General features: G+C 69.0%; 8 protein-coding genes. 3 read left to right on the top strand and 5 right to left on the bottom strand.

The window, feature by feature from the left end:
- Positions 1-345: 345 nt before the first annotated feature.
- Positions 346-2,604 (top strand): hypothetical protein, encoded by a 2,259-nt coding sequence (locus tag VGS97_RS17215; RefSeq protein ID WP_326854575.1) that lies wholly within the window; start codon positions 346-348, stop codon positions 2,602-2,604.
- A complete protein-coding gene (locus VGS97_RS17210; RefSeq protein WP_326854574.1) occupies positions 2,601-3,476 on the top strand; it encodes a rhodanese-like domain-containing protein in 876 nt (291 codons plus the stop codon). The genes VGS97_RS17215 and VGS97_RS17210 overlap by 4 nt, the downstream gene beginning before the upstream one ends.
- A gap of 175 nt (positions 3,477-3,651) precedes the next feature.
- Here the strand turns inward: VGS97_RS17210 and VGS97_RS17205 are convergent, their stop codons facing one another.
- Positions 3,652-9,534 carry a TIR domain-containing protein gene (locus VGS97_RS17205; protein ID WP_326854573.1) on the bottom strand — a complete coding sequence of 1,961 codons (5,883 nt, stop codon included), beginning with the start codon at positions 9,532-9,534 and terminating at the stop codon, positions 3,652-3,654.
- Between the two features lie 135 nt (positions 9,535-9,669).
- Between VGS97_RS17205 and VGS97_RS17200 the strand changes: the two genes are divergently transcribed.
- Positions 9,670-10,902: an SLC13 family permease gene (locus VGS97_RS17200; protein ID WP_326854572.1), complete on the top strand. Its 1,233-nt coding sequence runs from the start codon at positions 9,670-9,672 to the stop codon at positions 10,900-10,902.
- On the opposite strand, the gene VGS97_RS17195 is transcribed toward VGS97_RS17200, so the two are convergent.
- The 4 genes from VGS97_RS17195 to VGS97_RS17180 form a co-directional block, all read right to left on the bottom strand.
- Positions 10,892-11,806 carry an inositol monophosphatase family protein gene (locus VGS97_RS17195; RefSeq protein ID WP_326854571.1) on the bottom strand — a complete coding sequence of 305 codons (915 nt, stop codon included), beginning with the start codon at positions 11,804-11,806 and terminating at the stop codon, positions 10,892-10,894. The two genes, VGS97_RS17200 and VGS97_RS17195, sit on opposite strands and share 11 nt — an antisense overlap.
- Positions 11,807-11,828: 22 nt before the next feature.
- Positions 11,829-12,515, bottom strand: coding sequence for a hypothetical protein (locus tag VGS97_RS17190; protein WP_326854570.1), 687 nt, complete (start codon positions 12,513-12,515; stop codon positions 11,829-11,831).
- An 18-nt stretch (positions 12,516-12,533) separates the two neighbouring features.
- The gene (locus VGS97_RS17185; protein WP_326854569.1) at positions 12,534-13,472 is read right to left on the bottom strand and encodes a hypothetical protein; all 939 of its coding nucleotides are present in this window, start codon (positions 13,470-13,472) and stop codon (positions 12,534-12,536) included.
- Positions 13,473-13,600: 128 nt separating this feature from the next.
- Positions 13,601-14,344 carry a hypothetical protein gene (locus VGS97_RS17180; RefSeq protein WP_326854568.1) on the bottom strand — a complete coding sequence of 248 codons (744 nt, stop codon included), beginning with the start codon at positions 14,342-14,344 and terminating at the stop codon, positions 13,601-13,603.
- Between the last annotated feature and the right edge of the window lie 107 nt (positions 14,345-14,451).

Raw genomic sequence — 14,451 nt, 5'->3', positions numbered from 1 at the left:
ATCTCAGGCCACGACCTCACACGCAGCCGCCCGAGTAGGTGGGGCCGACGCGGGCAACCGGCTTTCCGGCCGGAACTGGGACCGCCACCGGTCAATCAGGCTGACGCACTTTCGTTTGCCGCGTCCCATGTGTCACCCTGGATTCGTGCATCCAGCCGAGTTGACTCCGCACGCGCTGCTGCTTACCCGGCGCTGGCACGTCGATCTTCTGCGCATTGTCTCCGCGGCTTGTCCGGCAGTCGTTTGACTGTTCGCTTGCGAGCACACCCCTCTTTGATCCGACGACGTGGCCATTGGCCACTTGAGGAGACCTACGCATGCCCACGCCAGCCGGGAGTTCGGATCATGAGTAGCTGGAGCAGCATGCTCAACGAGCGGATGAGCCCAGAGTGGGCCGAAGAGATCGCCGACTTCGAGGCGCAGATCGGACTGCGTCTGCAAGGCAGGTTGGATGAGAAGGTGTTCGCCGAGACGCGTCTGCGTCGCGGCGTGTACGGGCAGCGTTACGACAACGGGCAGCGCTTCGACGGCTACGCCACGCGCGAGCTGGACTTCGCCGACAAGCCCACCAAGGGCCCGGACACCCAGTGGGACGCGCCGGGCATGCAGCGTATCAAGTTGCCGTTCGGCGGGTTGACGCCAGAACAGCTCGAAGTCGTCGCCGACTGTGCCGAGGAGTACTCGGACTCGATCCTGCACGTGACCACCCGGCAGGACTTCCAGCTTCATTTCGTCCACATCGAGGACACCCCGGACCTGATGCGCCGGCTTGCCGCGGTCGGGGTCACCACCCGTGAGGCGTGCGGCAACTCGATCCGCAACATCACCGCCTGCCCGCTGGCCGGGGTGTGCCACACCGAGGCGTTCGACGTCGCCCCGTACGCGCGGGCGTTGATGGAGTTCCTGCTCGGCCACCCGGACGTGCAGGACTTCGGGCGCAAGTTCAAGCCGGCGTTCTCCGGTTGTGAGCACGAAGCATGCGGGCTGGTGCAGATGCACGACGCCGGCTACGTCGCGCGCGTCCAGGACGGCCGCCGGGGCTTCAAGGTCGTGGTGGGCGGCGGGCTTGGCACCGTGCCGCACCAGGCCGAGGTGCTCAGCGAGTTCACGCCGGTCGAGGACTTCCTGGTCCAGATCCAGGCGGTCGCCCGGGTCTTCGCGCGTCTCGGCGAGAAGAAGAACCGCAACCGGGCCCGCGTCAAGTTCCTGGTCAGCAAGCTGGGCATCGAGGAGTTCCGGCGGCTCGTCGCCGAAGAGCAGCTGACTATCCCGCACGACCCGCGCCACCACGGGTTGATCGAGAACCTGCCGGTGACCGCCGGCGAACCGGTCCGTGAGCCCGCCCTGATGAACGGCGCGGCGCGCCCGGACGGCTTCGACCGGTGGAACCTGACGAACGTGCGCACCCAGCGGCAGCAGGGCTACCGGGCGGTGACCGTTCACCTTCCGCTGGGCGACCTCACCAGCGAGCAGGCACGCGGACTGGCCGACATCGCGCGCACGTATTCCGGCGACCGGATGCGTACCGCCGTCGAGCAGAACATCGTGCTGCGCTTCATCGCGGACGCCGACCTGCCCGCGGTCTTTGAGGCGCTCGGCGCGATCGGGCTCGCCTCGGCCGGCGCGGGCACGATCGCCGACGTCACGGCCTGCCCCGGCACTGACACCTGCAAGCTGGGCATCGCGTCCAGCCGCGGCCTGGCCGGCGTGCTGCGCCAGCAGTTGGCGCCGCGCGCCGAGGAGCAGGATGCGGCGGTCAACGAGATGTCGATCAAGGTCTCCGGCTGCTTCAACAGCTGCGCGCAGCACCACCTGGCCGACATCGGCTTCTACGGGAACTCCCGCGGCATGGACGGGCGCCAGATGCCGCACTTCCAGGTGATCCTCGGCGGCCAGCGCGCCGGGAACGCCGCCAAGTACGGCATGGCCGTCGGTGCGGTGCCCTCGAAGAACGCGCCCAAGGTCGTCGACGCGCTGACCGACGCCTACCTCGCCGGTCGCGAGGATGGCGAGTCGTTCCAGGACTGGTCGCTGCGGATGGGCAAGCGCGGGTTGAAGGGCATCGTGCAGCCGTTCATGGAACTGCTGGCCTATGCCGACGCCGCGGACTTCTACACCGACTTTGCCGATGCCCGGCTGTTCGCAATGGCCGACCACGGCGTCGGCGAGTGCGCGGGCGAGGTCGTCTCGTTGTTCGGCATCGAGGTGATGAAGGCCGAGTCGGAGGTGTTCGACGCCCAGCTGGCGCTCGAAGAGGAGGGCGACACGGACCAGGCCGAAGAGCATGCCTACCAGGCGATGCTCGCGGCCGCTCGGGCCTTGGTGCGCACCGAGTTCATCGACGTGACGCATGACCCGCAGGAGATCGTCAAGGAGTGGAAGAGCCGGTTCTTCGACACCGAGAAGTTCTTCGACCGCTTCGCCGGCGGCAAGTTCGGCCGGTACCTGCTTGACCGGCACGCCGACCCGGCACCTTCCGGCAATCCCACGACGGCCGGTCAGCGCGTCGAGGAGGCGCAATTGTTCATCGAGGCGGCACACGCCTGCGAGGCCAGACTGGAAGCGGAGAAGACGGCGATCAAGGTTACGGTGGGCAGCAAATGAAGCCACTGCGACTGACCTTGTCCGTAGCGGCCGACCCGGCCGGCGATCTGGATCCGGCGCTGGGCGTGTTCCACCGGTTCATCCAGCGGAATCTGGTTGAGGGCCACCTCCTCGACGTCGCCGACTATCGGCACGTCCCGGACGGACCGGGCGTGATGCTGGTCGGCCAGGACGTCGACTACGGGATCAACATGCATGCGTTCACCGTGACGATGAAGCGGCGCGGTGACGACGTCACGACCCAGTTCACGGACGCCGTGCGGATGGCGCTCGGCACGATCGACGCGATCGACGCCGACGGCGCGCTGCCGTGCCGGTTCGACCCGACGCAGCTGCGCGTGTCGGTGGCCGACCGCAAGCTGGGGACGCACGCGCAGGTACAGTCCGCCTTGCTGGCCGAAATCGTACCGGCGGTCGAGGTGTTGTTCGGCCCCGACGCCTTGGTCGATCCCGTCGCCGCCGCCGACCCCCGGCAGGCGCCGCAGATCACGGTGCGGGCGGTGTCCGCCGACGGCGTGCTGGCCAAGCTGGGCGGCTCGCAGGCGCCCATGCAGAGCCCATGGGACGTCAGCGTGCGGGAGCTACAGCGGCTGCGCGAGTCCGGCGCCGACCTCGTGCTGCTCGACGTCCGCGAGGAACACGAATACGCGACGGTGAACATCGGTGGGACGCTCATTCCACTCGGCCAGCTCGACGACCGGCTCGGTGAGCTCAACCCGTCGAGCCACGTGATCGCCCACTGCCGCGCCGGTTTCCGCGGCGCCCAAGCGGTGGCGAAGCTTCGCGCCGCCGGGTTCGAGAACGCGTGGAACGTCAATGGCGGCCTGATGGCCTGGATCGACCACGTGGACCCGACGCTGCCACGCTACTGACACGCCTGTGATCTGCCTGGACCCGCCCGGGTCCAGGCAGAAGCGTTGCATGGACCGGTGGAACGCCGCCTTGAACGCCTTCGAGATCACCTTCGACGGACGCCTGCCCACCGGACGCAGGTAAAATCCCGACAACCCAGTTACACCGATAACTTTATGCTAAGTAGTGTTGATGTCACGGAGTCAGATCGGCGTCGACGTCCACTTTGCTCACGTGAGGGAGATACTGTCCGAGCGCGCCGAGGGGGAAGCGGGAATTGCCGATGACGTGCCAGACTTCCGCCCCCACCTCGCCTTCGAGCTTGTACCGTCCATCCGGGGTGGCGGTGACCCAGCCTCCGGACATGCCGATCAGGGTCATCCGGATCACCGGTTGCTCACCCCGGGCCAGCGGGGCCAGGTCCCAGACGGCGGCGGTGCCGTCGTCGCCACTGCTGACCAGCAGGCTGCCATCTGGAGAGAAGTCCACGGACCACACACGGCGAGTGTGGCCGAGCAGTGTCTGGACGCGTGTGCCGGTGTGCGTATTCCACAGCCGTACGGCTAGGTCGTCCCCCGCAGTGGCGAGCAGCGTACCGTCGGGGCTGATCGCCACGGACCACAGCCGCCCGGAGCCGCGTCGCAGCACGGTTTGCGGCTCGGTCACCACTGTCGGCTCATCGGGTCGGGGACCGTCCGATGCCGTCAGTGGGCGCAGGTCCCAGATCAATGCCTTGCCGTCGTTCGCGGCGCTGGCTAGCAGCGTGGAGTCCGGGGTGAAAGCCACCGAGTAGACCCGGTCCTCGTGCCCGCGCAGCACGGCGACGCACCGATGGTCCGTGAGGCTCCAGACACGTACGGTCCGGTCGTCGGCGCCGGTGGCGAGCCAGCGCTCGTCCGGGCTGAACGCGATGGTTCGTACCCTGCCGCGATGTGCGATCAGTTCGCCGATGACCCGGCCTGTCGTGCGGTAGCGCAGCCGGACCGAGTCATCGTCCTCCGCAGTCGCGAGCACGTCGCCGTCGGGGCTGAACTTCGCCGTCCACAAGTGGTCGGTGTCCGTGATGATCTGACGTTCGTACTCCCGGGTCACCGCGTTCCAGATGTGGACGACACCGCCGTTGTCCCATCCGGCCAGCACGCTGCCCTCGGGGCTGTAGAAGCCGCTGACCAGTTGCCGGCCCGGCAGTTCGTAGTGGTGGAGCAGCTTGCCGGTGTGGGCGTCCCACTCCCGGACGACGCCGTCGCTACTGCTGGTCGCGATGCGGTTGCCTTCTTTGTCGAAACGGGCCAGCGACAGCCGTCGGCCGTGGCCTCGCACTGTCGTTACCAGCGCGCCGGTGGTGGTGTCCCAGACCCGATGGGTGTCGTCAGCCGCGCTCGTGGCCAGCACGGTTCCATCGCGGCGGAAGGCCATCGGCCACACCGAGCTGCGGTGGGCGAGCAGTTCGTGCCGTACCCCGCCGTCGCCGGAGTCGCCGAGCCGGACGGCTCCGTCACTGTCGGCGCTGGCCAGATGTTTGCCGTCGCTGCTGAAGTCGAGTCCGTACACCGCTCCGGAATGCTTGGTCCACACCCGTGACGACCACTGGCGCCGCGTGCCAGTGCTGTCAGGCCGTGTGATTGTCTTGCCGTCGGCGTCCTGATTCCGCTCCTGGATGCCCGGCCCCCCGGTGCGTGCCGCCAGTTGCTGTGCGAGCGTCCACAGGCGTACTGTCCCGCCCGTGTCGCCGCATGCCAGTTGCCTGCTGCCCGGGTGGTAGCGCAGGCAGTAGACGGGCCGTCCAGTGCTGCCCAGGTCCAGGGTTCTCGGCTCGGCGCCATCGGCGATCACGTGCTCGAAGACGCTTCCGTCGTGGTGCGCCGAGGCGAGGTGATCTCCGTCGGGACTGAACCGGACCCGGTACGCCGCCCCGGCGTCGGTGCGGAACTGGAAGCGGATCTCACCGGTGAGCGCGTTCCAGATGCGGACCGTGCCGTCCTCCTCGCCGGTGGCCACGCCGGGCCGATTCGGATGGAACGCGACGGACCAGATCCGGCTGGTGTTCGTGACCAGCGTATTGACAAGCTCGCCGGTGGCGGTGTCCCAGATCCGCAGCACGCCGGTCGCGTCGCCGGTCGCCACCACTCGCCCCGACGGAGCGACCTCGACCGGCCAGACCCACTGCTCGTGGTCACGCAGCACGTGCAGCTCCGAGAGGGTCTGCGCATCCCACAGCCGCGCGGTGCCGTCGGCCGACCCGGTCAGCAGCAGTCTGCCGTCGTGGCTGTGGCGCACACAGTAGATCCTCGAACGGTGGCCGGCCACGGTGCGTACCGGCTGGCCGGTGGCCGCGTCGCAGACCAGCAGGCCGCCGTCCGCGCTGCCGAAGATCAGCGTGGTGCCCTGCGGGTGATAGGAGACGGGGTTGGGAATCCGGCCGATCTCGAATCCGTAGGGCACGCCGACTTCGGCGGGCGCCAAGCCCAGCTGGACCGGCATCGGGGGGCTGACCGCGGCCCCGCGCAGTTCGGCGGCGGCCGGGTCCTCGCTGCCCGTCCCGACGAGGGCGGCCATCGCCCATCGACTGCCGGACACCTTGGCCCCGGCCAGCCGGGTGCCCAGCAACTGAGCCCGGGTCAGGTCGGCGCCGGTCAGATCGGCACCGGTGAGGTCGGCGCGGTCCAGCCTGGCGCCGGTGAGGTCGGCGTGTGAGAGGTTGGCGCCGGTGAGGTCGGCGCCGACCAAGCGCGCCTTGCTGAGATTCGCGCCGGAAAGGTTGACCTGCCGGAACTTACGGAACGACAGGTCGGTTCCGGCGAGGTCGGCTCCGCTCAGGTCGCTGGTGACCTCGATGCTCAACCGGGAACCGATCGTCAGGGCGTTCTCGGTGGACGGCGTGATGCCCTCAGGCCGTTCGGCGGAGACCTTACGCACCCAAGTGTCGAGTCGCCGAGCCGGGGCCAGGGTGCACAGGAAATCGGTGGCCAGGGCGGACAGCGTTCGCGCGCGCAACAGCCGGTCGTCGTCGGCTTCGAGCCGGTCGGCGATGTGCCGCGCGACCAGCCATTCGCAGACCGAGTAGTGGATGAACCCGAACAGGCCCTCGTCGGTGCGGGTCAGCAGGGAGCCGGACCCGATCGCGTGCTCGGTCTCCTCGGCGGTCATCGCGACCACCAGGTCGGTCAGCGTCCCGGCGACTTCGGACATGTCGGCGGGACGCAGGTAGACCTCGCCGCGCTCCCAGAGGCGTACGGCCAGCCCGGTGACCGCGGTCAGCAGTTCCCGGGGCCGCAGGCCGGGAATCGCGCCGGCGATCTGTGAGGTGCGCTGGGACTCGTAGCCGAGCCAGTAGTCGATGATCTCCTGGTAGAGGTCCGCCGCGCTCAGCGCCTGGCGGCTGCTGACCAGAGTGGCGAGCCGCTCGGGCTCGATACGCGCCAGGAACGCGAGCATCCGCGGATTGGCCGCAAGCTCATTGAGATTGCTGATCTGCTCGAACAGCTGATAGCGCTGCTCGGCGGCGCTCCGGTCGCCGTAGGCGCGGGTGAGGTAGGCCAGTATCTGCTCCGAGTCGAAGTCCTCAAGCTGCAACACGCGACGCTGCGGCAGCAGGCCGATCCGCTCGCCGAGGGCGGTGAGGACCTGCGCGCTGTTGCGGAAGTGCTGGGTCCGGCTGGCGACGATGATCTTCGCGTTGTCCTGCGCGGCCTGGATCAGCAGCTCCAGGTGGTCCGCGGCACGCGGGTAGCTGATCCGGGAGACCAGCTCGTCGAAGCCGTCGAAGATCAGGGCGATGCGGCCCTGGCGCAGCAGGTACCGGAAGGCGCGCAGGTCGATCACCGTGTTTCCGACGTTCGCCAGGTGCGCGGCGACCAGCCCGTCCACGGTGTGCGCCCGGTCCAGCGCGCGCAGATCGATCAGCACCGGCAGCGGAGCCCCGGGCGTCTCGGTGAGCCTGCGGGTCAGCTCCCGTAACGCGAAGGTCTTGCCCCGGCCGAAGTCGCCGAGCAGCAGGATGAACCGCCCGTCGTCCTGCTGGACCAGATCCATCAGTTCGTCGACCATGCCGGGCTGGATCGCGCCCTCCCCGCCGACCAGGGAGCGGTACCGCTGCGGTACGTACTGCCCGGTGGAGTACGCGGGATGATCGGTCAGCCGCCGGGTCTGGCGGGTGATGAATTCGCCCAGGTCCGGCAAGCCCTGGAAGTCGACCAGACTGCGCAGCCGTACCCGGGTCCGCGACGCCGCGGCCCTGAGCCTGTCGACGACCTCGCCGTCGGCCGAATCGTGCACCACCTCCATCGGGTCGTCCGGCGCGGCCATGTGCACCAGCCCGACCAGCCGCTCAAGCTGGCCGATCGGGTCGTCCCCGGACACCACGCCGATCAGCAGGGTACGTACATAACCGCTGTCCATGTGGGTGACGCGCAGGTGAGCCCCGGCCCCGCCGATCCGCCGCACCTGCGCCCGCTCGAAGCGCACGTGGCAGACCTCGGCGACACGGTCCAGCAGCGTGTCGGTCGCCGCCGGTGCTTCCGGCGGTTCGATCCGCGGCTGCGTGTCGGTTTCAGCGGAGGGCGACCGGAAGGTCGAGTACGCGGACTGCCAGGCCGCCTCGTAGCCGCGCGACCGCGGCCGTCCCGCCCGGTCGTCGCTCCAGCGGGTTACCCCGGAGCCGGTCAGCTCCAACAGCTGGACCGCGCTCGGGCCGGCCGGCGGCACCAGCGGGACCTGCCCGGGCAGCGAGCCCAGTTCGTCGTCCGGCGCGGCGACGCCGTGCGCCACCAGGTTGATCCCGCCCAGCAGGCGTGTGAAGACGTCGGCGTCCCGCAACGCGTCGCCGGTGCCTGCCGGCGCGCTGCGCCGCGACGGGTCGTGTGCGACCAAGCCGACCCGCAGCCAGCCGTCCCGCTCGTAGGGCCGCAGCGCACGGGCGAAATAGGCCGCTTGCACGTCGCCGATCAGCCCGTACCGGTCGTCCGGCCTGTGGCTCATCGCCAGGGTGGAGTTGAACCCGGCGATCACCAGGCGCAGGTCGGGCAGCTCGAAGAGCGTCCACGCCTGGTCCGCGTCGAACACCAGCGCGTCCAGCCCCTGATAGACGGTGTGGAACAGCCGGGTGAAGTGCCGCCACTTGGGCCAGTACGGGGCTTGGGGTATCCGCTCGTCGGCGCGGCAGTCGTCGAAGTAGGCGGAGCAGGCGGCGGTGTTCACGTCGTGGGCGCCGGGTACCAGCGCCACCTGCGTGGGCTCCAGTCCCAGCTGGCTGCGCACCCCGGCGAGGAAACCGAGCGCTTCGTCGACCTGCCGCGGTGAGCCCGTGTCTGTCAGGTTTCCCGCTATGAGCAGCGCGTCGGGTTCGGGTGCGCCGGCCGCGGTCGCCCTGGTGACCCAGGTGACGACCCGTGCCTGCCACTGCTGTGCGTCGCTCGGCTCACCCGGGCCCACCAGGCCCCGGCCGAAACGCGGGCCGGGCATGTGCAGCAGGGTGACCGCGTCGCGGGCCGAATCGGTGCGGGCAGCGGGCGGGTACCCGGGCGCGGCCAGCGGCTTGTGCCGGGTCGGCGCGCTGGAAACGCTCGCGGTCGCAGGGGTCTGCCGCCGCGTTGCCGCCGCGCCGGGCGTCGCCGGATATGCCGGCCGATCCTGCGCCGTCGCGGCTCGTCCGTCCAGCGCGTCGCGGACGCGGCCGAGCAGTTGCACCCGGGCGACCTGTTCGTCGCCGACGCCGAGCAGGTCGAGAAACGTCACGGTGGCGAGCAGCCCGGTCAGTTCGCAGGGCTCGATCCGGACCGGGATCAGCCGCCGGTCCGGATCCAGCGGGCTCGACCGCAGCGCGGCCTGCCATTCGAGCCGGCCGTACGTGGACTCGAGGTATTTGGGCGAGAGCACCGCTATCACCGCTGCGGCCTGCCGTAACCCGCGGTCCATGAAGTCGATGAAATTGCTGCCGGCGACGAAGTCCCATTTCTGCATCATCGTCCGGTACCCCGCACCTTCCAGGGTCCAGGCGATCCACTCCGCCCACCGCTCGTCGGCGGGGGAGTAGCTGACAAAAAAGTCAATCGTTGCAGGGCCCTGAGTCCGTGCGTCCATATCTGACAGGATGTCACCTGAGCGCCGGCGGCGCGACGGACTCGCCGAGACCGGTCATCGCCACAGCGCAGCGGTTCCCAGCGGCAGGCTACAATAGCGTTCGAACACGCTGGCCGCCCCGGGGATGGTAGGACGTTGACGCTCGATCCGGAAACTCGAGCGCCCGCCCGCCCGAGAAGCGCGGGCGCCCGCCGTCCGCATCCGCTCGACCTGCTGGCGCTGGCGCTGCTGGCAGCCGGGGGGATCTGCGTCGCCACCGGCGCGCTGCCGCGCGCGGACGCTTCGGCGATCCTGGGCCGGGTGTTGCCGCTGCTGCTGTTCCTCGGTACCGTGATCGTTCTGGCCGAGCTGACCGGCCGCGCACAGACGTTCGACGTCATCGCGACGCAGATGGCGATCGCGGGGCGCGGGCGCTATTCGTTGCTGTTCCTCATGTGCGTCCTGCTCGCGGTGCTCACCACGGTCGGCCTGAATCTCGACACCACCGCCGTGCTGCTCACCCCGATCATGCTGGCGCTGGCCGCGCGGGTCGGCCTTCCGCCGCTGCCGCTGGCGATGACCACCGCCTTCCTCGCGAACACGGCGAGTCTGCTGCTGCCGGTCGGCAATCTGACCAACCTGCTCGCCGCCGACCGCGTGGCGTTGCCCACCGCCCGGTTCGCGGCCCGCATGGCCGCCCCCGAGGCGGTCAGCGTGCTCGTCACGATGATCGTGCTCTGGCTCTGGTATTGGCGCACCCCGCGCCGCGGCGGGGACGCGCGCTACCGGCCGCCCAAGCCGTTTCGCCCGGCCGATCCGGTCCTCAGCGCGATGACCGGCGCCGCATGCGCATTGTTCATCGTGGCGATCCTTGCCGGGGCCCCGCTCGGTATCGCGTCGGCGGTGGCCGCCGGCGTGGCCGTGCTCGCGTTCGCTGCGCGTGACCGCGCGCACTTGACCTGGTCGCTGCTGCCCTGGCGGCTGTTGGCGACGGTGACCGGCATGTTCCTGACCGTGCAGACGCTCAGCGTGCACGGACTGAGTACGCTGATCCGCCATCTGGTCGGCACGCACGAGTCCCTGCCGGGCCTGCTGCGCACTGCCGGGACCGGGGTGTTGCTGTCCAACCTGGTCAACAACCTGCCAGCCTATGTCGCAGGCGAAGCGGTGGTGCCCCTGACCCACCATAATCAGCTGCTCGCTCTGCTGATCGGGACCGACGCGGGTCCGGTCGTGACCGCATGGGCGTCTTTGGCGATGCTGCTGTGGTACGAACGCTGCTCGGCGTTCGGGCTGGTCGTGCCGAAGCGTCAGGTCGCGTTCGCTGGTGCGGTACTGGCCGTACTCGCGGTGGGCGGTGCGACCGTCGCACTCGCGGTCACCGGGTGAGCAGCGCGGTGGCGCGATCGGACGCGAGTTCGGCCAGGTGCGGTGCCATGCTGGCGGCTTGCTCGACCAGACCCACCAAGCCACCGAGCCGGTCCGTGCGCGCGGCGATGAAGCTGCGGTCCGCCGCTCCGCCCACCGAGCCCGGGTCGAAGGACGCCTCGTAGGCGGTCCCGTCCCAGGCCACCACGCGGACCCCGGACTCGCGCGCCAGCAACAGGCCCCCGGGCAGGTCGACCGGCTCGGGCCGGTATCCGACGAAGGCGTCGATGTCGCCGCGGGCGAGCATCACCCAGCCCAGCAGCGGCGCCCACAGGGGCAGCACCCGATGGGTCTTCCATTCCAGCAGGATTTTGACGGAGCTGGCCTGCGGGTCGGTGCGAAGAACTCCGTACCCCTGAGTCCAGGCCACGACGGTGCGGTTCCTACACGCGTGCTGGCTGTGGACGACCGGCCCCTGCATACCCGCCCCGATCATGGCGGACCAGGTCCGGCGGGTCTCCGGCTCGTGCACGACGCTCACGACCGGCTGCCAGTCCCGGCACAGCGCGATGCCCACGACGTAGGCCGACAGACCGATGGCGAGGTTGTTGGTCCCGTCCAGCGGGTCGACCATCCAGGACCAGCGCGACCCGGTCGCCCCGTAGAACCCGCCCTCCTCTGCCAGCACCGGAATGTCCGGGAAGTCCGCCCGCAGCCGCTCGACGATCAGCTGCTCCGCACCGAGATCCAGATCGCTGACGAGATCGCCGTCCACGCCTTTGCTGCGGAAGTCCGCCCGCTGCGCGGTCCGCGTGCGCAGAAAGTCTCCTGCGGCATGTGCGGCGCGCCGCGCCGTGCCGAGATGGCCGGATAAGTCCTGGGCGTCGGGCGCGAGACCGGTCTCGGCGGACCTGGCTAGAGGCATGGTGTACTCCCAGGGGTGCGATTCATGAGACTGGCGAGGACAGCACGACCACGGTTTCGGCGACTCGCCTGGTAAGGGACGGGTCGGCTAGGCGTCGGCGTACGTGCCAGCAGGCCTTGCGGCCCGGGGGCTGCGGAGGACCGAGGCTACGGTCGCGCGCTCCAGGTATGGTGTGGGCGATCATGACGGTGGCCGACGGGTCGGCGATGGACACTGCCGTAGAGTGAAATGCCCCGCTTGACAGCGTGTACTCTTCACCTGTCGAGGCGTAGTGGGTCGAACGCCGAGTGCACTGCACATACGAGTTCGTGGCGGCGATCCGGTCCGTGCCTTGGGCACTGTCTATCTCATAGACTTGATGACTCGCGTCTGAATACTTCGCAGGCACGGCGGAGACCAGTTCGTTGCCGACCTGGCCGAATAACACATAGCTGTGAAGGTCCCAGCTGTGCGCGTGGATCGGTGAAGTGACCACCTCGACGTCAGGCAGGCCGTCGATCCAGACATGGACGCAGATGCCGAGGTCCAGGCCGCGGTGCAGCGGAAAGCACAGGAATCCCAGCGGATGCACGACGGCCAACGATAGCGCTTGGCCGCCGCCGAGCTGGCCGGCCAGGACGGTGAGCGCCCATCGCGCTGCGGCCGCGGCCTGTTCTGAGCGCGGCTTGTCGGAAACCGTCGGCAGGGTGGTCCCGGTGTGGACAGCCATCGACGCGACCTCCTCGCCTCAGCGCTTGTACGGATTACGGGCGCGCAGCGCCTTGAACACGATGTCGGAGACATCGCGGCCGGAGTACGGAAGTGGCATGCCGAGCGCGGCGAACAGCGCGGTGACCTCGTCCACCGAAGGTTCGTCGCTCAGCGGCACGTCATTCTCGATCGGCACGTGTCGCGACTGGTCGAATGAACTGCGCAACTCGACGTCCCAGTAGCCGTAGTACGGTTTGTCGCGCGCGAACAGCAGTGCCTGTCCGTCCGGGTTCTCCTGGGTCAGGATCACCGCGGTCGACGACTGGTCCCAGCGAAACGTCGTCATCGTGTTCGAGAGGCCCACGGCGATGTCCAGCAGGTCGTAGCGCTGGCGGTGCCAGCATGCGGCCAGGATCGTCGCGTACGCCTCCTTCCGGGTGCGGTCGAGGGTCCACGGTTCACCCACGCCGTCGGGCCGGATCGCGAGCGTCGTGCGGAACCGTGCGTACCGCCCGCACAGCTCCTCGTTGGCCGGATCGAGGATCTGAATGCGCACTTCGAGCCGGCGGCGGTTCGATCGCGCGGCAGTAATGCACTCCGGCAGGGTCACCGCGCGCAGATAGGTGCCGGTGCCGCCGCGGAAATGCCACAGGACGGTGCCTTTGCGCGCGACCGCGTGTTCGGTGGCGATCTGCGTGCCAGTCAGTACCCGTACATGCGTTCCGGAAGTCAGGGAGGAGGCCAGTTCGCCGGCCCGCTGTTCGAGTTGCTGTAGCAGTTCCTCGTGCGCGGCCCTGGCCCGGAAGCGATCGCGCAGGTTCGCGGTGGTGATGGCGGCGAGCACCAGCAGCACGGTGTTCGCGACGGCCGCCGACCCGACCACGTCCGCCCAGGCCAGCCCGACGACGGCCAGGGCGAGCACGAGAGCGACGAGCTCGTCTCCGAATCTGGCAATCCAGCGCATGACAGCCCGCATCGCCCGCCCACCTCTCGCGCAGGCCAGGTTCCCCTCGACGCGTCTACAGCGTCCCAGCGCACTGCCCCTACCCAATTATCAGTGTTCTTAATACTGGACAGCCGGCTGAAGGAGCCGATCCGACCTGCTTATTTCCCCGGTCGAGATCGCCGTCGCAGTGACGATTCAGGGCTATGAGTTATCCCGAGCGCGCTGCGCGAGACGATCGTCGTACAAGTACCGTATGGATGCATCGCGGCGACGGCGATCTCGGAGACGACGTGGTCGAGAGCGTCGGTTGGAAGACCCGATGCGTCGACCGCGCCGTGGCGCGCCTTCGGCCAGGCGAGGGTCAAGTGCGGCCGGAATCGGTCGGCGGCGCCGTCGTGGATCTCGTCGTATCCGTATAGGCGCAGCTGCCTGACCTGGTCGGCGTCCGAACTCGTGCGGATCAGTTCGGCCAACGATCGGCCGGCCGGATCCGTCGGGCGCAACCGGCCGCGGCGCAGCGGCTCGACCCGCTCGACGACAGCGCGCTGTAGTTCGCGCCACCCGGATGTGACCTCGAAGAAGAGTTCGGCGGCACCTTGCGGATTGTGTGCGACATGTGTGCCGGTCGCGGCGAAAGAAGCCTGGGAGCCGGCGACTTCGGCGATCGCAGACGTCACGTCGGGTAAATCGGCTGTGGCGAGTTCCAGCATGAACAAGGACACGTGCGGTTCGCACACGTTCACGTTGTCGTGCCCGCCGCCCGGAAACGGGGAACCCAGCGTGAAGGCCGACGCGATCCCGGCCTCGACCATCCGGTCGGACAAATCCGCGCCCAACGTCACTGCACGCTCGCGGACGGGGCCTGGCAGCAGAGTAATGATGTCGATGGTCGAGGTGGTCATAGCTCATGCTAAGGGCTCGGAGTCGGCATATGCCCTGGCTCCGGTGCTGGAAGCTTATTCATCAGAGCTTCGTCATGGTCCGCGATCTGTTGGATCCACCGGTGTGA

It is taken from the genome of Actinocrinis sp. (genome assembly GCF_035946395.1).
In the GTDB taxonomy this organism is placed as follows: domain Bacteria; phylum Actinomycetota; class Actinomycetes; order Streptomycetales; family Catenulisporaceae; genus Actinocrinis.
This window is presented reverse-complemented; position numbering and strand designations above follow the sequence as displayed.